The 22,195-nt window shown below is 59.8% G+C and carries 22 protein-coding genes; 11 read left to right on the forward strand and 11 right to left on the reverse strand.

Features of this window, described 5'->3' with window-relative positions; all coding sequences use genetic code 11:
* Window positions 1-63 precede the first annotated feature (63 nt).
* Complete coding sequence (locus tag GM79_RS19280) at window positions 64-879, reverse strand: ABC transporter ATP-binding protein (RefSeq protein ID WP_051719088.1); 816 nt, start codon at window positions 877-879, stop codon at window positions 64-66.
* 115 nt (window positions 880-994) lie between these two features.
* Complete coding sequence (locus GM79_RS19285) at window positions 995-1,726, reverse strand: MlaE family ABC transporter permease (RefSeq protein WP_035567168.1); 732 nt, start codon at window positions 1,724-1,726, stop codon at window positions 995-997.
* Between the two features lie 128 nt (window positions 1,727-1,854).
* Here GM79_RS19285 and GM79_RS19290 point away from each other — a divergent pair, with 128 nt between their 5' ends.
* Complete coding sequence (locus tag GM79_RS19290) at window positions 1,855-2,553, forward strand: SDR family oxidoreductase (RefSeq protein ID WP_316930139.1); 699 nt, start codon at window positions 1,855-1,857, stop codon at window positions 2,551-2,553.
* 59 nt (window positions 2,554-2,612) lie between these two features.
* Here the strand turns inward: GM79_RS19290 and GM79_RS19295 are convergent, their stop codons facing one another.
* On the reverse strand, window positions 2,613-3,395 hold the full coding sequence (locus GM79_RS19295; protein ID WP_161787222.1) for a GIN domain-containing protein: 783 nt from the start codon (window positions 3,393-3,395) through the stop codon (window positions 2,613-2,615).
* 42 nt (window positions 3,396-3,437) lie between these two features.
* On the opposite strand from GM79_RS19295, the gene GM79_RS19300 reads away from it, so the two are divergent.
* The 5 genes from GM79_RS19300 to gldG all read left to right on the forward strand — a co-directional run bounded on the left by GM79_RS19300 (window position 3,438) and on the right by gldG (window position 8,062).
* Window positions 3,438-4,133, forward strand: a complete 696-nt coding sequence (locus GM79_RS19300) for an SDR family oxidoreductase (RefSeq protein ID WP_035567170.1) — start codon at window positions 3,438-3,440, stop codon at window positions 4,131-4,133.
* 163 nt (window positions 4,134-4,296) lie between these two features.
* A complete protein-coding gene (gldA, locus tag GM79_RS19305) occupies window positions 4,297-5,205 on the forward strand; it encodes a gliding motility-associated ABC transporter ATP-binding subunit GldA (protein ID WP_035567172.1) in 909 nt (302 codons plus the stop codon).
* Between the two features lie 6 nt (window positions 5,206-5,211).
* Complete coding sequence (locus tag GM79_RS19310) at window positions 5,212-5,526, forward strand: hypothetical protein (protein WP_035567173.1); 315 nt, start codon at window positions 5,212-5,214, stop codon at window positions 5,524-5,526.
* A 38-nt stretch (window positions 5,527-5,564) separates the two neighbouring features.
* Window positions 5,565-6,290 (forward strand): gliding motility-associated ABC transporter permease subunit GldF, encoded by a 726-nt coding sequence (gene gldF, locus GM79_RS19315; protein WP_035567175.1) that lies wholly within the window; start codon window positions 5,565-5,567, stop codon window positions 6,288-6,290.
* 44 nt (window positions 6,291-6,334) lie between these two features.
* Window positions 6,335-8,062: a gliding motility-associated ABC transporter substrate-binding protein GldG gene (gene gldG / locus GM79_RS19320; protein ID WP_035567177.1), complete on the forward strand. Its 1,728-nt coding sequence runs from the start codon at window positions 6,335-6,337 to the stop codon at window positions 8,060-8,062.
* A 290-nt stretch (window positions 8,063-8,352) separates the two neighbouring features.
* Here the strand turns inward: gldG and GM79_RS19325 are convergent, their stop codons facing one another.
* Window positions 8,353-8,643: a type II toxin-antitoxin system RelE/ParE family toxin gene (locus tag GM79_RS19325; RefSeq protein WP_035567178.1), complete on the reverse strand. Its 291-nt coding sequence runs from the start codon at window positions 8,641-8,643 to the stop codon at window positions 8,353-8,355.
* Window positions 8,631-8,810 carry a hypothetical protein gene (locus tag GM79_RS19330; protein ID WP_035567179.1) on the reverse strand — a complete coding sequence of 60 codons (180 nt, stop codon included), beginning with the start codon at window positions 8,808-8,810 and terminating at the stop codon, window positions 8,631-8,633. The genes GM79_RS19325 and GM79_RS19330 overlap by 13 nt, the downstream gene beginning before the upstream one ends.
* 153 nt (window positions 8,811-8,963) lie before the next feature.
* On the opposite strand from GM79_RS19330, the gene dnaN reads away from it, so the two are divergent.
* Together dnaN and gldC are read left to right on the forward strand one after the other, a co-directional pair.
* The gene (gene dnaN / locus GM79_RS19335; protein WP_035567181.1) at window positions 8,964-10,088 is read left to right on the forward strand and encodes a DNA polymerase III subunit beta; all 1,125 of its coding nucleotides are present in this window, start codon (window positions 8,964-8,966) and stop codon (window positions 10,086-10,088) included.
* 136 nt (window positions 10,089-10,224) lie between these two features.
* On the forward strand, window positions 10,225-10,560 hold the full coding sequence (gene gldC, locus GM79_RS19340; protein WP_035567183.1) for a gliding motility protein GldC: 336 nt from the start codon (window positions 10,225-10,227) through the stop codon (window positions 10,558-10,560).
* Window positions 10,561-10,646: 86 nt separating this feature from the next.
* Here gldC and GM79_RS23355 read toward each other — a convergent pair whose 3' ends face one another.
* From GM79_RS23355 to GM79_RS19365, 5 genes are all read right to left on the reverse strand, one after another.
* A complete protein-coding gene (locus GM79_RS23355; protein WP_051719081.1) occupies window positions 10,647-11,189 on the reverse strand; it encodes a hypothetical protein in 543 nt (180 codons plus the stop codon).
* A 135-nt stretch (window positions 11,190-11,324) separates the two neighbouring features.
* Entirely contained in the window at window positions 11,325-11,864 is a 540-nt protein-coding gene (gene dcd, locus GM79_RS19350) for a dCTP deaminase (protein ID WP_035567219.1), read from the reverse strand.
* A 63-nt stretch (window positions 11,865-11,927) separates the two neighbouring features.
* Window positions 11,928-12,809 carry a hypothetical protein gene (locus tag GM79_RS19355; RefSeq protein ID WP_035567185.1) on the reverse strand — a complete coding sequence of 294 codons (882 nt, stop codon included), beginning with the start codon at window positions 12,807-12,809 and terminating at the stop codon, window positions 11,928-11,930.
* A gap of 127 nt (window positions 12,810-12,936) precedes the next feature.
* Window positions 12,937-14,238: a glutamate-1-semialdehyde 2,1-aminomutase gene (gene hemL / locus GM79_RS19360; protein ID WP_035567186.1), complete on the reverse strand. Its 1,302-nt coding sequence runs from the start codon at window positions 14,236-14,238 to the stop codon at window positions 12,937-12,939.
* A 258-nt stretch (window positions 14,239-14,496) separates the two neighbouring features.
* Window positions 14,497-16,227 (reverse strand): ABC transporter substrate-binding protein, encoded by a 1,731-nt coding sequence (locus GM79_RS19365; RefSeq protein ID WP_081867881.1) that lies wholly within the window; start codon window positions 16,225-16,227, stop codon window positions 14,497-14,499.
* 149 nt (window positions 16,228-16,376) lie between these two features.
* On the opposite strand from GM79_RS19365, the gene GM79_RS19370 reads away from it, so the two are divergent.
* The gene (locus tag GM79_RS19370; RefSeq protein WP_051719083.1) at window positions 16,377-17,045 is read left to right on the forward strand and encodes a DUF1361 domain-containing protein; all 669 of its coding nucleotides are present in this window, start codon (window positions 16,377-16,379) and stop codon (window positions 17,043-17,045) included.
* 33 nt (window positions 17,046-17,078) lie between these two features.
* On the opposite strand, the gene GM79_RS19375 is transcribed toward GM79_RS19370, so the two are convergent.
* Window positions 17,079-17,573: a GNAT family N-acetyltransferase gene (locus tag GM79_RS19375; RefSeq protein ID WP_035567188.1), complete on the reverse strand. Its 495-nt coding sequence runs from the start codon at window positions 17,571-17,573 to the stop codon at window positions 17,079-17,081.
* A 153-nt stretch (window positions 17,574-17,726) separates the two neighbouring features.
* On the opposite strand from GM79_RS19375, the gene GM79_RS23360 reads away from it, so the two are divergent.
* Together GM79_RS23360 and dgt are read left to right on the forward strand one after the other, a co-directional pair.
* Window positions 17,727-20,720 (forward strand): M1 family metallopeptidase, encoded by a 2,994-nt coding sequence (locus GM79_RS23360; RefSeq protein ID WP_152560093.1) that lies wholly within the window; start codon window positions 17,727-17,729, stop codon window positions 20,718-20,720.
* Between the two features lie 53 nt (window positions 20,721-20,773).
* Window positions 20,774-22,150, forward strand: a complete 1,377-nt coding sequence (dgt, locus tag GM79_RS19385) for a dGTP triphosphohydrolase (RefSeq protein WP_051719085.1) — start codon at window positions 20,774-20,776, stop codon at window positions 22,148-22,150.
* The last annotated feature ends 45 nt before the right edge of the window (window positions 22,151-22,195 follow it).

The raw sequence follows: 22,195 nt of genomic DNA on the forward strand, positions 1-22,195 counted from the left end.
TGCTGCGCCTAGCTGATAATTCACGCAGCGCGACAGATTAATGATGAGCTAACAGCTAGCAACTTAAATACCGCCGCCGTAGGTCACGTTATCCGTAATCGCGGCCAGGCCACCTTCCGATTCGTCGTCTACTTTTTTGGCGGCGCGCACCAAGCTGCTGCTGAAGATGAATTCTTTGAGTTCGGGGACTTCCGCGTTGAGAATTTCGTCTTTGGTACCGTCCCACAGTTTAAGGCCCTGGTGCAGGAAAATGATATGCTCCCCGATTTCAATCACGGAGTTCATGTCGTGGGTCACGATTACGGTAGTGATGCCGTATTCGTGGGTGATTTCGCGAATCAGCTCGTCGATTTTGATGCTGGTGGCGGGGTCGAGGCCGGAGTTGGGCTCGTCGCAGAACAGGTAGGTACACTGCGGCGCGATGGCGCGGGCAATGCCCACGCGCTTTTTCATACCACCCGAAATTTCGGCCGGCATTTTATCGCCGGCTTTTTCCAGCCCTACGCGCTTGAGGCAAAACTCCACCCGGTCGCGGCGCTCGGCAGGCGACATTTCAGGCGTGAGCATTTGCAGCGGAAACTCCACGTTCTGGGCCACCGTCATCGAATCGAAGAGCGCCGAACCCTGGAACAGCATCCCGATTTTACGGCGGATTTCCTGCCGGATATCCACCTTGCTGTTGGTAAAAATGGTGCCATCGAAGGTGATGGAGCCAATATCAGGCTTCATCAGGCCCACGATGCACTGGAGCAGCACGCTTTTGCCCGTGCCCGAACCGCCAAGTAGCAAGTTGCACTTGCCCGTTTCGAACACGCACGAAATGCCTTTGAGCACGGGCGTGCCGTCGAATGCCTTCTCGATATTAGATACTTCAATCATCTTATTGAGCTTCAAGCTTTCAGCTGCACGCTGCAAGCCTATTCGTAGTTAATTGAAAGTGTTGATTAGATACAGCAGCAACAGTTTACGCTTACTGCTTGCCGCTCTCAATAAATTAAAGCAGCAACGCTGCCAGGGCAAAGTCGGCGATGAGAATGGCAATGATGGAATTGGTGACGGCGCCGGTGCTGGCCGCCCCTACTTCCAGGGCGCCGCCGGTGGTAAAGTACCCTTTAAAAGAAGAAATACCCGATACCAGAAACGCAAAAACCACGGCTTTGATAAGGGCAAAGAGGATATTGTAGGGAATGAATTCGGAGCGAATGCCTTCTATGTAAGCCTGAGCCGTCATTACGCCGGTGAGCGTGCCGGCCAGGTAACCGCCCAGGATGGACAACGCCATGGCCAGAATCACGAGCAGCGGGAACATAACCAGAGCCGCAATGATGCGCGGCAGCACCAGGTACGAGGTCGAATTGATGCCCATCACTTCGAGCGCCGATACTTGCTCGGTGATGCGCATGGTGCCCAGGCCGCCGGCAATACTGCTGCCCACCTTGCCCGCCAGCACGATGCTGGTGATGGTGGGAGCTAGCTCCAGAATGGTCATTTCGCGCACCATGTACCCAATGGTGGACTGCGGAATGAGCGGGTTGGTGAGGTTATAGGCAATCTGGACGCAGGTTACAGCCCCGATAAAGGCCGAAACGATGGAGACGATTAATATCGAGTCAACCCCGATGAGCATGGCCTCGTCGATGGTGCGACGCCAGAGCACGCTGAAACGTTCGGTGCGCGTGACCATGCCGCGCAGAAAAATAAGGAACGTGCCGAAAGTTTTGAGCATGGAACGGTAGTAAGAAATTAAAAACCGAAGTTTGGACGGGCGTGTTGCTACCGACGAGTGGCTGCATGCCGCGCCACCTTACGTAAAATGACGTGCTGACAGTGCAAACGAACGAAAAAATTATTGTCGTGACCGGCGGCAGCAAAGGTATTGGACGGGCCGTAGTGTCTCGCTTTTTGCGTGCTGGCTATCCCGTTGCCACCTGCGCCCGCTCAGCGGCCGATTTAGCCACCCTCACAACCGAGATGCGGGCCGAAGTTCCCGGCGCGGTATTGCACACGCTGCCCGCCGACCTGAGCGTAGCCGAAGACTGCGCCCGTTTCACCGCCTTTGTGCTGGCGCTGGGCCGGCCGGTGGAAGTGCTGGTGAACAACGCCGGCGCCTTCATCCCCGGCCGGCTGCAGGACGAGCCCGCCGACGGCTCCCAGCTCCGCCAGATGCTGGCCGTGAACCTGCTCAGCGCCTACGACGTGACCCTGGCGTTGCTGCCGGGCTTCATTGCCCAGGGCCACGGCCACATTTTCACCATCTGCTCCACGGCCAGCATCACGGCTTATCCCAACGGCGGCTCCTATGGCATTGCCAAGCATGCCCTGTTGGGTTTCACCCGCAACCTGCGCGAAGAGCTGAAAACCAGCGGTGTGCGCGTTACGGCGGTGCTGCCCGGCCCCACCCTCACGGCTAGCTGGGCCGGCATAGACCTGCCCGCCGACCGATTTGTGCAGGCCGAGGACGTGGCGGAAGCCGTATTTTCGGCTTATTCGCTCTCCCCGCACGCCGTGATTGAGGAGCTGTTGATACGGCCGCAACTGGGGGATTTGGGGTAGAGTTGATACGGGCTAGAACTTCTAAACTCTGGGGCACTTACCCGGTCAAGCAGTCCCCCTTATTCGGGCTTGGCGCTGCCTTTACCGGTTACTTTGATGTCGACTATGTTCGGCGCCCCGCCGTAGTAGAACGTCCCCACACCGGCCACCAGTCCCCCAACGGCTTCGGTGGCGCGGATGAAGGCGTCACCATCGCTGAAGCGGTCAAGGGTGAAGTAGCAGCGGCGCGAGTCCAGGTTGCGGGCAAACAGGCGCCCACCGCCGCCCAGGATAAAGTTGAAGCCTTCGGTGGTGCCGCGGATATTTATGTCGCCCACTTCGTACAAATCGAGGTACACCTGGCGGGCTTTCACGTTCAGGTCGAAGTCGCCGGCACCGGTAAGATGGAAGAAAATGGTGTCTTGCTCAAACTGCCCGGCGGTGCTCACGTTACCCTGGCCGCGCAGAAATACGTCGGTAATGGTGGGCAGGTGCAACGTCACCTCGCGGGGGGTGTCGTAGCTGCGGGCCCAGTTGCAGCTGCTGGTGTTGGCAATTTCAAGGCTGGTGCCTTTGCGGGTGAGTTCAATATCGCCAATCAGGTTTTCACCGGCCCGCACTTCGGCATACGTTTCAGTGTCCTGCACAATGCGCACGTCCACGTTATCGAGCGCCGTGATGGAAATTAGCCCCGGCGCCACGTCACGCCGTTCGGTGATGACCTTGCCGGTGCTTTTAAGACAGTCGCCGCCGTGGCCGGGCTGGCAGGTGCTCAGGCCCACTACCAGGCCCAGGCCCAGGCCGGCGCGCACCAGCCCGGCCAGCATCCCAAACCACCCCTTGCCGCTAACTTGCGGCCGCAAACTCGTATTGCACATTTGCCTTCTTACTTTTTTCAAAGATAAATGGACCTCACTGGTAAAGTTGCCATCGTTACCGGCGCGAGCAAAGGAATTGGGCGTGCCACGGTAGAAGCCTTGCTGGCGCGCGGCGCGGCCGTGGCCGGCTGGGGCCGCACCGCCCCCGAGGGCTTGGTCCACGACCGTTTCAAGTTTTTTGAGTGTGACGTACGCGATGAAAATGCAGTATCCGAGGCACTTACCAGTACCCTACGCGAGTTGGGGCCCGACGTTCAGGTGCTGGTCAACAATGCCGGCCTGGGCATTGCCGGCCCCGTCGACGGCTTCAAAACCGACGATTGGAAGCTCATATTCGACACCAACGTGCACGGCACTTTCTTCTGTTCGCGCGCCGTGCTGCCCCACATGAAACGCCAGCAAGCGGGTCACATCATCAACATTGCCAGCATTGCGGGCACTACCGGCATCGAAAATATGGCCGGCTACTGCGCCAGCAAATTCGCGGTGCGCGGCTTTTCGCAGTCGTTATTTAAAGAGGTGCGCAACGATGGCATCAAGGTAACGTGCATCAGTCCCGGCTCGACGCAAACCAACTTTTTCGATGACATTCCCGGCACCACGGCCAACGACTCGATGATGAGCCCGGCCGACATTGCCGGTTTCATCATCTATTCCCTGGAAACGCCCTTCAACTTTCACGTCGTGGAAGTGGAAATGCGCCCGTTGCAACCCAAAAAGTAGGCACGCGCCTTGGCGCGTTCTCGTCCATCAGTTTGCGCCCGGCTTGCTGTGCGATTTCACCCGGCGGCCAATCTTTACGCCGAACGCGCCAAGGCGCGTTCCTATACCTTTCGTATTTGGTCGTCCACCGATTACAAATAATCACCCCTGCCGTTGAGCGCTTATGGTTGAAATAGAAAACCTGACCAAAACCTACGGCACCCAAAATGCCGTGGACAACATCAGCTTCACGGCGGGTAAGGGCGAAATCGTAGGCTTTCTGGGGCCGAATGGCGCGGGTAAAAGCACGACCATGAAAATTGCCACCGGCTACCTCCCTCCCACCGCCGGCACGGTGCGCGTGGCCGGGTTCGATGTGCGCACCCACAGCCTCGACGTGCGACGGCGTGTGGGCTACCTGCCCGAGCACAACCCGCTTTACCTCGATATGTATGTGCACGAGTACCTCGAATTCATCGGGTCGGTGCACGGGCTGCGAGGCGCGGGCCTGCGTAACCGCGTGGGGGAATTGGTGCGCCGCGTGGGCCTGAGCCGCGAGCAAAACAAGCAGATTGGCGCGCTCAGCAAAGGCTACCGGCAGCGCGTGGGCCTGGCCCAGGCCCTCATTCACGACCCCGACGTACTCATTCTGGACGAGCCCACCACCGGCCTCGACCCCAACCAGATTCTGGAAATTCGCCAGCTCATCCGCGAGGTAGGCGAGGATAAAACTGTAATTTTCAGTACCCACATTCTGCCCGAAGTCACGGCGCTGTGCTCCCGCGTACTCATCATCAGCCGGGGCAAGCTGGTGGCCGACAGCCCGGTGGCCGAGCTGGCCGCCCGCGCCGCCGGTGAAACCGTCGTCCGTGCCGAGTTTGAAGGCCCCGTGGACCTCGCCAAGCTGGCCCAGCTGCCCAACGTGCGCCACGTAGAGCTAGCGCCCGATGGCGCAGCCCTCCTCCGCACCGCGCCGGGCACCGACGTGCGCGCCGCCGTGTCGCGCCTGGCCGGACAAGAGGGCTGGATTCTGCTGGGCCTACGCCAGGAGCAGCAGAGCCTGGAAGAAGTGTTTGGGGAACTGACGAAGTAGTGCCGCATGGAAGATTCCAGCAGAGTAAGGGAATGGATAGAAGCTGGCAAGCAAGTCGGCAAATATGATTTTATAGGCGAGGGAGATGAGAGATACTTGCTATCAATTGGAGTGCAGAAATGGGAAGGTGAATACAAGCTTTATTTATTCAAAGCCAATGAGGTTAAACTGCGAGACATTGATTACTACGATTTTGAAGGCACAATCAAAGTGACGCATTTAGAAGAGCTTAAACACTTGATTAGTGTATTATGTCCATTCAATTTTAGTGAGCTTACACCTATAAAAGGTCAGAAAATATTCAATCCGGCATTCGACTAGATTTCCGCCGTGTTAATACATTTATTCCGTTCGCTTGCATGTTAACCATCCTCCAAAAAGAATTCAATGCCTTCCTGAACTCCCCCGTGGCCTACGTGGTGCTGGGGGTTTTCCTGATTGCGACGGGTCTGTTCGTCTGGGTTTTTCCCGATAGCAGCGTGCTCGATTACGGCTATGCCGATTTGCAAACGCTGTTCAACCTGGCCCCATGGATATTCCTGTTCCTGATTCCGGCCATTACCATGCGCACGTTTGCGGAGGAGAAAAAGGCCGGCACCATCGAGCTGCTGCTCACGCGCCCGCTCACGGATGGGCAGATTATCGGCGGGAAGTACCTGGCGTGTTTCCTGTTGGCGCTGCTGGCGCTGGTGCCCACGCTGCTCTACTACTATTCGGTGTATAAGCTAGGCAGTCCCGAGGGCAACATCGACTCGGCCGCGACGGTGGGCTCCTATTTGGGGCTGGCGCTGCTGGCGGCGGTGTTCGCGGCCATTGGTGTGCTGGCCTCGGCCCTCACCCGCGACCAGATTATTGCGTTTCTGGTGGCCGTGGTGGGATGCTTTCTGGTGTATTCGGGCTTCGATTCGCTGGCCTCGGTGCTGGATGGCAGCGCCGCTTATTACGTGGGCCAGATGGGCATCGCAGCCCACTACCGCGACCTGAGCAAAGGCCTGGTGGACTCGCGGGATTTGGTGTATTTCTTTAGCGTGGTGGCTGTGGCGCTCCTGGCCACGCGCCTGGCCCTGCGCAGCCGGAACTGGTAGTTTCTTAGCTGTTAGCTAACAGCGTTAAGTTTTAAAGTCGTCTTGTGGAAAATACTCCTAATGAGCTAGCCGCTAATAGCTCACGGCCAGCCGCTAAAAAACGTGACCTGCTTTCGTTTGCCGCCATTGTCGGCTTGCTGCTGCTGTTCAATTTTGTGGGCCAGCGCTTCTTTTTTCGGCTCGATTTGACCGAGGAAAAGCGCTACACCATGTCCGACGCCACCAAGAAGCTGCTGCGCGACCTCAAGCAGCCGGTCACCGTCACGGTGTACCTCACCGGCGACTTCCCGCCCGCTTTCCGCCGGCTGGAGCAGGGCGTGCGCGAAACCCTGACCGAATTTCAGGTTTACGGCGGCGCTAATCTGAATTACATTTTCATCGACCCCAGCGCCGGCAGCACCGAAGCCGCCCGCAACGCGTTCTACACCACGCTCTTCAAGAAGGGCTTGAAACCCACCAACCTGGGCGCGACCGAAAACGGCAAGCGCGTGGAGAAAATCATCTTTCCCTACGCCGTAGTCAGCGTCGGCGGCAAGGATAAGTCCGTGCTTTTATTGCGCGGCAACCAGGCCGCTCCGGCCGAAGTACGCCTCAACCAAAGCATTGAGGGTCTGGAATATGAGCTAGCCAGCACCATCCGCACGCTGGTACCGGGCCTGCGCAAGCGCATTGGCGTGGTGGAAAACCACGGCGAGCTGACCAACGTGCAGGCCGGCGACATGCTGGGCACCTGGCAGCAGCAGTACGACGTGTTCCGCGTTACGCTGAGCCAAGTAAAAGACTTGAGTTCCCTCGATGCGGTGGTAGTGGCCCAGCCAAAAACGCCTTACACCGAGGACGAAAAATTCAAGCTCGACCAGTTTATCACGCAGGGCGGCCGGGCGCTGTTCTTCATCGATGCCCTGCGCGTGGACCTCGACAGCGTGGCCCGAAATGGTGTTGCTTTGGCCACGCCCTACGAACTCAACCTCGACGACCTGTTCTTCAAATACGGCCTGCGCCTGAACCAGAACCTGTTGCTCGACCTAAACAGCGGCCAGATTCCGCTCGTGACCGGCATGGACGGCAACAAGCCCAAAATTGAGCCTATGCCCTGGCAGCTCTACCCACTCATCAACAAGTTCAGTGCTCACCCCATCACCCGCAACCTCGATGCGGTGTACCTGAAATTCACGGGTAGCATCGATACCGTGAAGGCCACCGGCATCCGCAAAACGGCCCTCATGAGCACCTCGCGCTACACGCGCGCCCTGCCCGCCCCCGTGCCCATCAACTTCAACGACGCCCGTCTGGAGCCCAACCCCAAGCTTTACCAAAAAGGGTTTCAACCCGTAGCGTATCTGCTCGAAGGCCAGTTTCCGTCGCTATTTGCTAACCGCGCCCGGCCCGGCACGCTGCAATTTCAGCCCGAAAAGCCAGCCAATGCCAAGCCCAGCAAAGTCCTCGTTATCTCCGATGGCGACTTCATCCGCTCCGAAATCGACTCCAAAACCGGCAACCCCTACCGCCTGGGATTCGACCGCCTCGCCAACACGGAATTCGCCAACCGCGAGCTGGTTCTCAACGCCACCGACTACCTGCTCGACGAAACCGGCCTCATCGCCGTGCGCGGCAAGCAAATCACCCTCCGCCCCCTCGACAAAGTGAAGCTGGCCGAAGAGCGCCGCCGCTGGCAGCTCCTGAACCTGGGCGCGCCGCTGGTGCTGCTGGGGCTATTCGGGGCCGTGCGGGCGTGGCGGCGCAAGCGGCGCTACGCGGGGTTTGGAGGGTAGAAGCAGTATTTTAGCTCCGCACATTAAATTAGAAAGTGCAGTAAAACGGGAGGTTTTTTAGACGGTATCATTGAAGAAATAATCACCAATGTACCGTTGACTCCGGTGGGCTTTGGGTATTTATGGCTACGGCACCGGAACAAAGCGCAAGTGAAAGAAGCTCTCGCCAAAGAGTACGGGAACAGCTACGCAAACGCAGGAAGTGCTGTAGTACTCAATCTCGTAGCAGCTACAGGAATAGTGTTAGTACTTGGATTACTAGCTGCGCCGCTACTTCATTGGCTGAAGAACTAGATTTTCTCCAATTGTTGAGCGCTGTGAAATATTCGGGCGATTTCAACTTTGTCGGTTTGTTCCAGCCGGTAAATAATTCGATAATTACCCGACTGAACTTCTCTTAACTGTACATCTTCGAATTCTGGAACCGTGCGTCCGCTTTGCGGAAAATCAGCCAGCATCCGGGTACGGCTAATTAGCTGGTCCATCAGCTTCTCCGCGAATCTTGGAGAAGCTGACTCGAAATACTCTCGCAGCCGCTGCAAGTCATCAATGGCTGCGTTGGCCCAAATTACTTGCGCCATGACTTCACCAACTGTTCTACTTCTTCCTGCGTTCTGGATTCGCCTCGGTCAAGCTGGGCTAACCCCTCTTCCACTTTCTCAATAAAAATCAGGCGCTCGACCAATGCGTCCAAATCAAAGTTTGGAGGCAACGAGCTAATGGCTTGGTTTACGGTTTCTCGGGTCATAGCAGTCAGCGTTAAACGTGTTAAATATACGGCCTGTCCTCAAAGAAACGGCATTACCGGAATAGCCGTTCACAAATCCCGGCCGCCCTTCCAAAGCCCGCCCGCGCCCCCTATCTTTGCCCTCCGCCAACCCCCATCCCCTAGCCTCGCCCCATGAAATTCATTGTATCCTCCTCCGCGCTGCTCAAGCAGCTGCAAAGCATCAACGGCGTGGTTACGAACAACCCCGTGGTGCCCATTCTGGAGAACTTTCTCTTTGAGATTGAGGCCGGTAAGCTCACCATCACCGCCTCCGACCTGGAGACGAGCATGATTACCGAACTGCCCGTGGAGGCCCGCGACACCGGCCGCATTGCCGCGCCGGCCCGCATCCTGCTCGATACCCTCAAGAACCTGCCCGACCAGCCCGTGACCTTCACGCTGGACGAGGAAACCTACACCATCGAAATCAGCTCGGCCAACGGGCGCTATAAACTGGCCGGCGAGAATGCCGCCGACTTCCCCCGCGTGCCGGTGGTGAAGGGCTCGGCCCCGATTGAGATGCCATCCTCGTCGCTGGCGCGGGCCATTAACAAAACCATATTTGCGGTGAGCACCGACGAGCTGCGCCCGGCCATGACCGGCATTCTGGTGCAGCTGGCCGACTCACAGGTAACTTTCGTGGCCACCGACGGGCACCGCCTGCTGCGCTACCGCCGCCAGGACGTGGGCGCCGGCCAGACCGCCAACCTCATTATCCCGCGCAAAGCCTTCAATCTATTGAAGGGCACGCTGCCCTCCGAGGCCACGCCGGTGAAAATGGAGTTCAACCAGAGCAACGCCTTCTTCTCCTTCAACCAGATGCGCCTCGTGTGCCGCTTGATTGACGAGCGGTACCCGGACTACGAAAACGTGATTCCGGTGAGCAATCCCAACAAGCTCATCATCAACCGCGCCGAGCTGCTGAATTCGGTACGCCGCATCAGTATCTACTCCAACAAAACCACCCATCAGGTGCGCCTGCGCCTGGCCGGCTCCGAGCTGGTAGTTTCGGCCGAAGACCTGGATTTCAGCAACGAAGCCAAGGAAACCCTCACCTGCCAGTACGACGGCGAGGACATGGAAATCGGCTTCAACGCCCGCTTCCTCCTCGAAATGCTCTCCAACATTGACTCCGAGGAAATCACATTGGAGCTGAGCACGCCCAACCGCGCCGGCCTGCTCATGCCCACCACCCCCGACGACAACGAAAGCATCCTGATGCTGGTGATGCCGGTAATGCTAAATAATTACGTCTAAATCGCTGATTTTCGCTGATTAGCCGTGATTTCGCTGACTGAGGTCAGCACGTAGGTAGCGGCTATCGAATCTAGCAGTAGCATTGCTGCACAAAAAGAAATCAGCGAAATCACGGTTAATCACATAAAAATCAGTGATGAAAAAATCAGAAATTCGTTTCAGCATTGCGCTGGATGCCAATAAAGTACCCGAGGCTATCAGTTGGACGGCCACCGATGCCGGACCGGATATTCACTTTGCCAAGGCCATCAATATCGCGCTATGGGACCGGGAGCAGGTGGGCACCATGAAAATTGACCTCTGGACCAAGGACATGCCCGTGGACGAGATGAAGCGCTTTTGCGTGGATAACATCGGCTCGATGGCCGAGAACATCGTGACGGCGACCGACGACAAGGAAATGGCCGCCAAAATGCGGGCCTTGTGCAAGGAGCTATCCGATTACCTGGACAAGCAGGAACAGGGTCAATAGGCCTTTAAGGCACGAAAAAGCCCCGTCGCGCAATGCGTGACGGGGCTTTTTCGTGATGTAAATTTTTGGCAGCTTGCCGCGTAAAGTTAGCGGGCGCTTTTTCCCAGGTTGCCGGTGGGCTTGCTTACTGGTTTTGCCTTTGCTGGTCCTACCACTGCATCATTGGCACGAGCCGGAGTAGGATTCTGCACAGCATCGGCTAGCAGAATGCTGGACGAGTTGGACGCGTAGTCTCTGTCAAAGTTGATGAAAGTAGCGCGCGAACCGTAATAGCTGCTGTACTGGTCGTTGCTGAGCACGGCTAGCAGTTCGCGGTCCCGCTCTTTGCACACGCCGTTGCACTGCTCATCGATAAGCTTTTGGTTGCCGGCATTCTTTTGCTCAATGGCCGCCATTTTGGCAACTTTGTCGGCGTTAATAGCGCGGAGCTTACTGGCCTGGTAGCCGTTGAGCCGGAGCGTGTGCACCATGTGGTTGCTCAAACGGTCGGCACGGGCGGCTATTGGATTCAGGCGGGGGCTGGCCTGGGTTTTGTCACGAAGCTGCACGGTAGAAACCTGCGGCGCCTGCTGCGCGGAGGCAGCACCGGCCAGAAAAGCAAGAGTAAGGGCAACAAAAGTGGTTTTCATAGTCATCGTCGTAGGGTTTTGGTAACACTTACGCAAGGACCAGGCCAATCGAAAGTGGCTTGGTTGGCTTGTTTAACGATGAAAACCCGTTTTCGGTTCGGGATTACCGTCCCCAGATAGCGTTTGCCGAATATTCTACCAGCGGTTTTTCCACATCATCGACTCGACCGGTTTGTCGGTGCGGTCGTTGTATTTGGCGCTCTGTTTACGGTTGTAGAAAGTCGTCACATCCCCCTGCACCAGGAAATAGATGAGCTGGCCGATGGGCATGTGCCGGTACACCCGCACGGGCATCGACACGCTGATTTCCAGCGTCCAATGATTACAAAAGCCCACATCGCCTTTGCCCGCCGTGGCGTGGATATCAATTCCCAGCCGGCCCACGCTGCTCTTGCCTTCCAGAAAAGGCACGGTGGCGTGAGTTTCGGTATACTCCTGCGTCGCGCCCAAGTATAATTTGCCCGGCTGAAGGACGTAGCCTTCAGTTTCGTGAATTTCGAAGGTGTCGATTTCGTTGTGCTTGCGGGCGTCCAGCACTTCGTCGCGGTAGGTGGCGAGGTAGCGGCCCAGGTGCACATCGTAGGAATTGGTACCCAGGCAGCTGCGGTCGTAGGGCTCGATGATGATGGTGCCTTTTTCGATTTCCGCGAGGATTTGCTGGTCGGTAAGAATCATTTGGGGAACGGGCTGGAACTGGAATTTGAAGGCTGAATTACGCCGCGGGGGCAAATTCAGTAATTAATCGTCGTCGTGGCCACGGGCCCGGCCGGTGGGTTCGTAGTCGTCCTCATCCTCCTCGTAGCGGTCTTCGCGCAGCTCCTGCGAGCGGTCGGGACGTAAGCGGCTGGCCAAAGTGCGCGGTTCGGGCTCCGGCTCTGGGTCGGCGGCGAGGTTGTTGATGCGGCGGCTCATGGTGGGCAGCACGTTAGTCATCAGGTACAGAAGCATTACCACGCTGGCCACGCTGCACAAAAGCGTGAAGTAGTCAACCCAGTCGTGGCGCGGCCCGGGGCCGGCATCCGCTGTAGGGGCAGCGGCGGTTGTGAGCGGCTCTTCCTCCGTTGATGAAGCGGTGGTTTCATCGTCGTAGGTGGTTAGCGGGGCCGCCAGGGCGGTTTCGGGTTGGGCATCAGCAGTGGGCACGGCGGCGGCGTTGGCGGCCGCTCCGGAAGCATTGAACTGCGCCGAGGCCTGCTGAATCAGGCGCTGCTCGGCCCGCACCAACGCCACCCGCTCGTCGCGGGGCAGGTTGTGAATAAAGAACTCGAAGTTGCGGTCCAGCAATACGGAGTTCAACTGCTTTTCGAACTCCGCCAGCGTGTTGGGACCATTGCCGAAGCGGTTTTTGTAGCGTTCAGCAATGCCGTTATAGTTCATAAACAGCTGCTTGAGTGCAGCGTTATTCCCAAACTCGTCGAAGCCGCGCCGCGCTGCTGCCGTCCGCAGCGTAAGCGGAAACTTGCCGCGGGTGAACGACTTGTCGTACACCGTTTCCATGGTGCGGAAGTTCAGCTCGTCGATGGTTTTATCGAAAAGACGCTTGTTGGCTTCAGCGGGCGTTTGAGCGTAGGCGAGCCCCGTGAGGAGCAGAAAGAAGCTTAGCAGGCGAAGTTTTAGCATGGGGCAAAGGTATAGCGCAAGGTTTCACGAAATTGAAAAATTAAGTTTCGCAAAGGCTAACGACTGCTCCGGTCCACAAAGGCCGGTAGTGGCGGGCCTTTGCGAAACTTAATTTTTCAACTTCGCGCTACTTGGCGCGGTGGGCTTCCACCAACGATTCGCGGCAAGCTTTCAAATACATTTCCACCAGCTCGTCGGTGATGGCCGTGGACACGAATAGCGCTTCGAACTGCGAGGGCGCCAGGTAGATGCCGCGGTTGAGCATGGCGTGAAAGTACCGGCCGAAGGCGGCGGTATCGCACTTTTTGGCATCGTCCAGGTTCACTACCGCGTCGCTGGTGAAGAACAGGCTGAACATGGAGCCCACGCGGTTCACGGTGTAGTTCAGGCCGAGCTCGGCGGCAATGGCGCGGGTGCCGTCGGCGAGGCGGGCACTGCTTGCTTCCAGGTCGCGGTACAGCTCGGGATGCTCGTGCAGGTAGCGGAGCTGGGCCATGCCGGCCGCCGTGGCCATGGGATTGCCCGAAAGCGTGCCGGCCTGGTACACCTTGCCGGCCGGCGCCACGCAGTTCATAATGTCTTCGCGGCCGCCATAAGCGCCCACGGGCAGGCCGCCACCGATGATTTTGCCCAACGTGGTGAGGTCGGGCCGGATGCCGTAGAGCTGCTGCGCCCCACCCGGCGCGAGGCGGAATCCGGTCATCACTTCATCGAAAATAAAGACAATGCCGTGGGCCGTGCATAAGTCGCGCAGCCCTTGCAGGAAGCCCTCGGCGGGCACTACGAGGCCCATGTTGCCCACTACGGGCTCGAGTATCAGGGCGGCAATCTGGCCGGGGTTGGCCGCAATCAGGGCTTCGACGGCGGGCAGGTCGTTGTAGGGCGCGGTGAGGGTGTCCTGGGCCACGCCGCGCGTCACGCCGGCCGAGTCGGGCTCGCCAGCGGTGAGGGCGCCGCTGCCGGCGGCAATCAGAAAGGCGTCGCCGTGGCCGTGGTAGCAGCCTTCAAACTTGATAATTTTGGCGCGACCGGTGTAGCCGCGGGCCACCCGCACCGCCGACATGCAGGCCTCGGTGCCGGAGTTTACCAGCCGCACTTTTTCAATACTAGGCATCATTTCCCGAATCAACTCGGCCATTTCCACTTCGCGGTGCGTGGGCGCCCCGAAGCTGAGGGAATGCGGCAGCGCCTGGCGCACGGCGTCGAGCACGATTTCGGGCGCGTGGCCCAGTATCATCGGGCCCCAGGAATTGATGAAATCGACGTAGCGGTTGCCGTCCACGTCGGTAACCCAGGCGCCCTGGGCGCTGTGCATGAACACCGGCGAGCCCCCCACCGAGCGAAAAGCCCGCACCGGCGAATTCACGCCCCCCGGAATCAGCGTTTTGGCACGTTCGAAAAGGGCCGCGGAAGTTGACAGATTGAGCATTGGCGAAGTTGTATTCATTAATTTGATTTCGATAGCCAATCCCAGAAACAATTATCTGGCGGGGAATGGCACACAGGCGGCTCCAAGTAACCGTATTTCATTTTGTCTCTCATGCTGAGCTTGTCGAAGCATCTCTACCGCTTCGTTGAGACCATCCAACGGTGCGGTAGAGATGCTTCGACAAGCTCAGCATGACACCTTTTCTACTGCGGTTACTTTTGCACTAATGCTTGAAAGCCAGCCGCAGTCCGGGCCGACTCAGCGCAACACCTGCGTTTCGAGGTTGGTGAGCTTGACCACGGGCACCACCTGGTTATCATGCGCCCCGCCCACGTAGCTCTGGCCCTCAAACACCGCACCCGGCATTTGGGGCGCGCTGGCCAAGCCTGCCTGAAACGCCGGGCCGTACTGAAACAGGGCCGAACCGAAGTACAACAGCATTTCAAACCCTTGGTTGGCAAAAGCGGAAGGCGGCACGCGCTGGCGCTGCAGATACAGCTGGCGAAACCGCCGATAACCGGGAGCCTGGTCATCGAAATACCTGGGGTACATGAGGTACACGTTCGCATTGTTGAACTGCTGCACGTCCAGGCGCACGTTTCCGAGCCAGGAACCGGGACACAGCAGCGGCGGCCGCTTGGCGGCCGGCTGCTGCTGCATGATACTCAGAGCATAGGGGCCGGTGCGGCGGTTTTCGGACATCACCACCACATGCCCAGCACCGGGCAGGTCGAGCCCAGTAAAAGCCGTGTTCAGGCTTTCGTCCACGTCGGGGTTGAAGCGGCGCAGGAGTCCGATTTTACCACCCTGGGCTTCGAAAGCAGCTTTGTAGGCGGCGGCAAACGCGGCATCGTCCCGATTGTCTTCGTGCAGCAAAACGCCGGGCCGGCTGGTGCCGAATGCGCTGGCCGCAAACTGCGCTGCCAGCCGGCCCTGGGTGGTCGCACTGGGGCTAAACAGGTAGTGCCAGGGGTTATCAAGCACCAAATCACCGTCTTGCGACAGGGGGTTCACGCACACAATCTGGTGCTCGCGGGCGTAGCGGGCCAGCAGCCGGGCCCCGGACTTATACACCGGGCCGATGAGCAAATCCATGCCGGCCAGCTCGGGCTGCGCCAGCACTTGCTTCAGGGCCAGGGTATCGGCACCGGTGTCGTAGGCAAACAGCTGCAGAGTGCGCCCCGCGCGCTGCAGACTGTCCTGGGCCAGGCGTAGGCCGGCGTACAAGTCGGTCACGAACTGGTTTTTGCGCTGGGTTTGCCAGCTAGGGTCGTTAAGCTCAAAAGGCAGCAGCACGCCCACGTTATAGGTGCTTTTTTTGGCTACGCGGGCCGGGGGGCTGTAGCGGTTGCGGTCGAGGGCAAACCGGGCCACCAGCGCATCGAGCTGAGCCCGGTCGGCTTCGCTGAAGGCGCCGCCGAACACGAGGCGGTCGGCGTAGGCCCGGCCCAGGGTAGCATCGGCGGGGTAGCGGCGCAGCAGCCGCTGCCAGGTGCCACGGTCGGTGAGGCGCGGCAGGTACTGGGCCTTCATCAGCTCCCGCTCGGGGGTGAGGCGGGCGTCGGGCAGCAGCGCCAGCGTTTTAAAGGCGGTGTCGAAATCGTCCTGCTCAAAAGAAACCTGCCCTTGCAGAAAGAGCACATCGGGCAGATTGGGGTAGGTCGGATATTCGGTCCGGAGCAGGTTCAGCAGCTGTTCAGCCTCGGGCCAGGCCTTGAGGCGGGCCGCCGCCACGGCGCTGAAGTAGGCGGCATCGGCGGCGCGCGCGAAGCGGGCTGCGGGCTGGGCCAGCGGCTCCAGCTCTTTCAGGGCCGCCGGGTACTTGCCCTGGTCGAGCAGGGCTTTGCCGTTGCGGTAGCGCGCATCGGGCGACGCCGCGCTGGTGGCCGGCCCGGTTGCTTTCGGCTTGGCAGGCACCTGGGCCCGCGCGGGGCCCGCCATTACCAACATCACCGCCAACCCGGCCAACACAGAGGATATATGATTCATCTAAAAAACCCAAAAAGCCAGACTTAGCCTTATTCGCACAAAGGTACGCGGCACAACCAGCCGACGGTGCGGCAAATTTCGCACCCGGTTTGCCCGGTAGGTTGGCCAAATGCACGTTCGGGGCGTGGTTGCGGCTATCTTCGCTCACCATGGCCATCTCTTCGCTGGCGCTGCGCCGCCGCCTGCCGCTGTTCTTCGTGCTGGCCCTTTCGTTGGGGCTGAGCTTCGCGCTGATTGGGGTGCGGGTGCTGCTCACGGGCAAGCTGCAGTTCGTTTTTCTGCTCTGGAACCTGTTTTTGGCGGCCCTGCCCTTCGGCCTGAGCGCGGCCCTGAGCGTGGCGGCCAAGCCGCCCCGGCCCTGGCTGCTGCTGGTGGTGGGTGCCATGTGGCTGCTGTTTTTCCCCAACGCCCCCTACATCGTCACCGATTTATTTCACCTCGAAAGCCGGCCCGGCGTCCCCTACTGGTACGACCTGGCCCTGATTCTGAGCTGCTCCTGGAACGGGCTGATGCTGGCCTACGCTTCCCTGCTCGACATGCACGCCCTGGTGCAGCGCCGGCTGGGCTGGTGGCCCGGCTGGACGTTTGCCACGGTGGCGCTGCTGCTCAGCAGCTTTGGCATCTACCTGGGGCGCTTCCTGCGCTTCAATTCCTGGGACGTGCTGGCCAATCCGCTCACGCTGTTTTACGACATTCTGAACCGGGTGGTCAATCCCCTCAGCTATCCGGGCACCTGGGGCGTAACGGTGGTTTTTGGCGTGTTTTTGTTGATTGGCTACGCCACCGTGCGGCTGCTGGGCCGTCCGCCCGATGAGTAATTTCGGCGCACGCTGGCAACTTTATTTCTCCTTTTAGAAGGTATAAACGAATTCCAAATAGCCGTCTGGCAACGCTGCTACCTGCCGAAAATTAAGCCCTTGCAGCAGTCGGATGGCCGGGAAGTTATTATTGCCTGTTATCGACACAATTCGCTGTAGGGCCAGCTCGGTTTTGCCGAATGCGACGGCCAGCTGCAGGGCTCTGGCCATGTACCCGCGGCCCCGAAACGGCGCCAGCAGCACGCACCCCAATTCGCCCTGCTCCTGTTCAAACCCTCGGTAGTAGCCGCAGGTGCCCACGAGCTGATGGGTGGCTATGGCCTCGATTCCCCAATGAATGGTATTTCCGGCGCGGTAGTCTTCGTCGATTCTTGCCAGCATGGCAGCCGCCTGGGCCTGGGTTGTGGCCGCCACGGCATCGTAGAATGATATGTCGATAAGCTGTGCAACCTCATGCGGCGCGATTTGGCGCAGCAAAACGGTGTCGTCCGACAACTGCGGGTACAACGCGAAAGGGGGCCGTGGCATTAGGTGGCGACAATTGAATTTACGATAGCCCGATTGGGGAAGAACAAGGTAGGGCAACGCCACTACCCGGAACCGAACGGCCGGATTGGTTCGTGGGCGCGCCGTAGCTTCGTGGCTGGAGCGCGGCGCTACTACCGCCTCCCTGCTTTCAACATGACAAAACGGATTCTTTTGGGGCTGCTGGCCCTGTTGCCCGGCCTGGCCCTGGCCCAACCCGCTAAACCTGCCAAACCTGTCCGCCCCTCTTCGGCGCCCTACTTCCAGCAGGAGGTGAACTACGCCATTGATGTGACGCTCGATGATAAGACGCACCAGCTCACGGGCCGCGAGGAGCTGACCTACGTCAACAACTCGCCCACAGCGCTGGCCTTCATCTGGTTTCACCTCTGGCCGAATGCCTACCGCGACAATACCACGGCCTTTGCCAAGCAGCAGCTGCGCAACGGCGAGCGCAAGTTTCAGTTTGCCAAGCCCGAGGACCGGGGCTTTATCGACGGGCTCGATTTCAAGGTAAACGGCCAGGCCGCGAAGCTGGAATTCGACCCGCTGAACCCCGATATCGCCAAGCTGGTGCTGCCGGCCCGATTGGCGCCCGGTGCCAGCGCCACCATCAGCACGCCGTTTCGGGTGAAGCTGCCGGCCTCGTTTTCGCGCCTGGGGCACGTGGGCCAGAGCTACCAGATTACGCAGTGGTACCCCAAGCCGGCCGTGTACGACCGGCGCGGCTGGCACCCCATGCCCTACCTCGACCAGGGCGAATTCTACTCCGAATTCGGCTCCTTTGATGTGACCATTACGCTGCCCAGCAACTACACCGTGGGCGCCACCGGCGAGCTGCAAAACCCCGACGAGCTGGCACGCCTCGATGCCCTGGCCACCGCCACGGCCGCCAAAAAAACCGCCCAGGATTTCGGCAAAGACCTCGCCTTTCCGGCTTCGGAGCCCACTACCAAAAGCTTGCGCTACCGGCAGGACCGCATCCACGACTTCGCCTGGTTTGCCGACAAGCGCTTCAACGTGCTCAAGAGCGGCGTGACGCTGCCTTCGGGCCGGGCCGTCACCTCCTGGGTTATGTTTACCAACAGCGAGCCGGAAAAGTGGATAAAGGGCCTACAGGACGTGAACGATGCCCTGACCTACTACTCGCAGTGGGTGGGCGAATACCCGTACTCGGCCGCCACGGCCGTGGATGGGGCCCTGAGCGCCGGCGCCGGCATGGAGTACCCGATGGTGACCGTGACCCAGCCGGATGCCATCGTGCACGAGGTAGGTCACAACTGGTTTTATGGCATTCTGGCCAGCAACGAGCGGGATTTTCCCTGGATGGACGAGGGCCTGAACAGCTACCTGGAAACGCGGGTAGATGGCCGCGAGAATCCGCAGTCCAGCATGTTTAAAGACATCTACAAGAGCCCCAGGGCCGCTTCGTCGCTGGGCATTGAGAACCTGCCCGGTGCCGCCCTCAACCAGCTGCCCTACCAGGTGATGGCCAGCCGCGGGCTCGACCAGCCCGTGCAGGGCCCCGGTTCCGGCCAGTTTGGCAAGGTAAACTACGCGGTGATTGTGTACCTCAAAACGGCGGCGCTGTTTAAGTACCTGGCGGGCTACCTGGGCCAGGAAAAGTTCGATGCTGCGATGAATGCCTACTACACCAAGTGGCAGTTCAAGCACCCCTACCCCGAAGATTTGGAGGCCACTTTTGAGGAAAGCACGGGCCAGAAGCTGGACTGGTTTTTCCGCGAGATGCTCACCAATACCCGCGAGTACAACGCCGATATCTTTGCCCTTCAGCAGATTGGCGACGTGGTGAAGGTACTGGTACGGACCGAGTCGCCGGTGCAGTGGGCCGTGCCCGTTTCCACCGTCGATGCCCAGGGCAAGGTGCTCGAAACCCAGTGGACGCCGCCCTTCGGCGACCCCGAGGATGATGCCGAAACCCAGCTCAACTTCCGCCTCGCCAACGTGGCGGCCGTGGTGGTGGATGCCGAATACGTAACGCCCCAACTCAACCGCCGCGACGACCGGCTGGCCCTGGGCGGTGGCAATTTCCGCCGCTGGGAGCCCGTGCGCCTGCAACCCCTGCTCAGCGTGGAGCGCTGGGACCGGTCGGCCATCAACTGGCTGCCGGTGCTGGGGGCCAATACCTCCGATAAGTTTATGCTGGGCGCGGCCTTCTACAACGGCTTGCTGGCGCCCAAAAAGGTGCAGTACCTGGCCATGCCCATGTACAGCTTCAACCGCAACGAGCTGAACGGCATTGCTTCCCTCAACCTGAACGTGCTGCCCGCCCGGTTCAGCCGGCAGGTGATTACGGGTTTCACGCTCCAACGCTTTGAGCGCTATCTGAAGCTGGAGCCCAGCGTAACCATCATCTTCCCCCACACCGCCTACGACTACCCGCAGCAGCAGGTGAAACTGGCCCTGACTTCGGTCGAAGACCAGGACCGCGGCCTCACCAACGTGCTCACGGCCGAGTACGGCGTGCGGGGCGGCAATGCCCTGCAAAAATGGACGGCCCACGTCGAAATCAACAACCTCGAAAATCTGCCCGGCGGAGAACAGGTGAGCGGCACTGCGCTGCTGGTGCGGGCCAATGCCACGTACGAGCGGTTTTACGCGCCCAAAAAGCGGGTGAGCGCCCGGCTGTTCGGGGGCCGCTTTGCGTTGCAGTCCGACAACAAAACCTTCCTCATCGGCCTGAGCGGCAGCCCCGACTACCGCCGCCAAACCGCTTTCCTGGACCGCCAGCTGATTTCCAATTCCCTCAAAGCCCAGGTGCATCAGACCGATAACCGCGACGGCGCCTTCAAGGCGTTTATCCCGGCTTCCAGCACCAATTGGGTCAGTACCCTCAACCTGCAGGCCGATTTGCCCATTACGGGCCTGGCCGTGTTCGCCGATTTGGGCGCCACCGCCGAGCGGCAGTTCGCGAACAGCGGCGCCTCGCAGCAGCGGCTGTTCTACGACGCCGGCTTCGTGGTGCCGATGGTGCGCGGGTTGCTGGAATTCTACGTGCCCGTAGCGGGCTCGCAGTTTGACAACGGCCTCCCCCGCAACTTCTCCGATTTCACGGACCGCGTTCGGTTCGTGCTGAACTTGAACCAGGCCAATCCCTTCAAGCTGCTGGGCGAGAAACTGGCGCAGTAGCTGCTGGGCCACCGCCTTTCTTTCCGTCGATTACTTTCCCGAAACGCTCCGTTATGGCTTCTATGCACTGGCCCCGGCTGCTTTCGCAGCGCCGCTTTCCCGACCAGCAGCTGCCGCCGGCCAACGCAGCGCCCGTACGCGGGGCCTTCGTAGCCGACTACGACCGGGTGGTGTTCAGCTCCGCTTTCCGGCGCCTGCAGCGCAAAACCCAGGTGATGCCTCTGCCCGAAACCGACTTCGTGCACACCCGCCTCACCCACTCGCTCGAAACCGCCGTGGTGGGCCGCTCGCTGGGCCGGCTGGCCGCCCGCCACGTGCTGGAAGCCGACGCGGAGCTGGCCCAGCTGCTGCCCAACCTCGACCAGGACTGCGGTGACATCGTGGCCGCCGCCTGCCTGGCCCACGACATCGGCAACCCGCCCTTCGGCCACTCCGGTGAAGACGCCATTAGCAGCTATTTCGAGAGCGCGGCGGCGGCTCCGTTTCTGGCACAGCTCACCGCCGCCCAAGTTGCCGATTTGCAGCACTTTGAAGGCAACGCGGCGGGGTTTCGAATTCTCACGCACACCTACGCCGCCCATAGTACCGGCACGGCCGGCCTGGGCCTCACCTACGCCACGCTGGGCGCCTTCACCAAGTACCCCAAGCCCAGCATCGTGCCCACCGGGGCCCGGACCGGCGGCGCTTCGGAGAAGAAATACGGCCATTTCCAGACCGAAAGCGCCCGTTTTCAGCACGTGGCCAAGGAGCTGGGTTTGCTGGCGAAAGATGCCGCTGCCGGTTTCTACCACCGCCACCCGCTGGCCTTTCTGGTCGAAGCGGCCGACGACTTGTGCTACCGCATCATCGACTTTGAAGACGGCCTGAAACTGGGGCTAATTGCGCCCGAAACGGGACTGCCGCTGCTCAAACGCATGCTCAACGACCCGGCCGGCCGCGTGGGCAGCGTGCAGTGGCACGACTGGCGCGAGGAGCTGGGCTACATCCGCGCCCGCCTCATCGGCAAGCTGGTGGCCGAGCTGGCGGGGCTGTTTGCGCAGCACACCGCCGCCATCCTACGCGGCGAGTACGACCAGTCGCTCATCAAAGAGCTGGCCTGCTGGGCCGATTTGCAGGAGGTGCAGCGCCTGAGCATCGAAAAGCTCTACCGCAGCCGCCCGGTCCTGGAGATTGAAGCCGCTGGCTTCGACGTGCTCGGCGGCTTACTCGATGCTTTCCTAACTGCCATTTTCGACGCCGGCCAGGGCCACCGCAGTCGCAAGCTGCTCCTGTTGCTCCCCGCGCAGTTCCGCGCCGAAGGGCAGCAGGCGGGGGTGTCGGAGTACGAGAAAATCCTGCTCCTCACCGATTTTGTGGCCGGCATGACGGACCAGAACGCGCTGAGTCTGTACAAGACAATTAAGGGAATTGAGTTGCCGAAGGGGTTCTAGAATCGCCTGTTATGCTGAGCGCAGCGAAGCATCTTATCACGCCAT

Origin of the sequence: Hymenobacter sp. IS2118, assembly GCF_000715495.1 — a bacterium.
Taxonomy (GTDB): Bacteria; Bacteroidota; Bacteroidia; order Cytophagales; family Hymenobacteraceae; genus Hymenobacter.

Coding starts and splice junctions, on each gene's coding strand:
- GM79_RS19280 (WP_051719088.1), bottom strand. CDS start 879: ATGATTGAAGTATCTAATATCGAGAAGGCATTCGACGGCACGCCCGTG.
- GM79_RS19285 (WP_035567168.1), bottom strand. CDS start 1,726: ATGCTCAAAACTTTCGGCACGTTCCTTATTTTTCTGCGCGGCATGGTC.
- GM79_RS19300 (WP_035567170.1), top strand. CDS start 3,438: ATGGACCTCACTGGTAAAGTTGCCATCGTTACCGGCGCGAGCAAAGGA.
- gldA (WP_035567172.1), top strand. CDS start 4,297: ATGGTTGAAATAGAAAACCTGACCAAAACCTACGGCACCCAAAATGCC.
- GM79_RS19310 (WP_035567173.1), top strand. CDS start 5,212: ATGGAAGATTCCAGCAGAGTAAGGGAATGGATAGAAGCTGGCAAGCAA.
- gldF (WP_035567175.1), top strand. CDS start 5,565: ATGTTAACCATCCTCCAAAAAGAATTCAATGCCTTCCTGAACTCCCCC.
- GM79_RS19325 (WP_035567178.1), bottom strand. CDS start 8,643: ATGGCGCAAGTAATTTGGGCCAACGCAGCCATTGATGACTTGCAGCGG.
- GM79_RS19330 (WP_035567179.1), bottom strand. CDS start 8,810: ATGACCCGAGAAACCGTAAACCAAGCCATTAGCTCGTTGCCTCCAAAC.
- dnaN (WP_035567181.1), top strand. CDS start 8,964: ATGAAATTCATTGTATCCTCCTCCGCGCTGCTCAAGCAGCTGCAAAGC.
- gldC (WP_035567183.1), top strand. CDS start 10,225: ATGAAAAAATCAGAAATTCGTTTCAGCATTGCGCTGGATGCCAATAAA.
- GM79_RS23355 (WP_051719081.1), bottom strand. CDS start 11,189: ATGAAAACCACTTTTGTTGCCCTTACTCTTGCTTTTCTGGCCGGTGCT.
- dcd (WP_035567219.1), bottom strand. CDS start 11,864: ATGATTCTTACCGACCAGCAAATCCTCGCGGAAATCGAAAAAGGCACC.
- GM79_RS19355 (WP_035567185.1), bottom strand. CDS start 12,809: ATGCTAAAACTTCGCCTGCTAAGCTTCTTTCTGCTCCTCACGGGGCTC.
- hemL (WP_035567186.1), bottom strand. CDS start 14,238: ATGCTCAATCTGTCAACTTCCGCGGCCCTTTTCGAACGTGCCAAAACG.
- GM79_RS19365 (WP_081867881.1), bottom strand. CDS start 16,227: ATGAATCATATATCCTCTGTGTTGGCCGGGTTGGCGGTGATGTTGGTA.
- GM79_RS19370 (WP_051719083.1), top strand. CDS start 16,377: ATGGCCATCTCTTCGCTGGCGCTGCGCCGCCGCCTGCCGCTGTTCTTC.
- GM79_RS19375 (WP_035567188.1), bottom strand. CDS start 17,573: ATGCCACGGCCCCCTTTCGCGTTGTACCCGCAGTTGTCGGACGACACC.
- GM79_RS23360 (WP_152560093.1), top strand. CDS start 17,727: ATGACAAAACGGATTCTTTTGGGGCTGCTGGCCCTGTTGCCCGGCCTG.
- dgt (WP_051719085.1), top strand. CDS start 20,774: ATGGCTTCTATGCACTGGCCCCGGCTGCTTTCGCAGCGCCGCTTTCCC.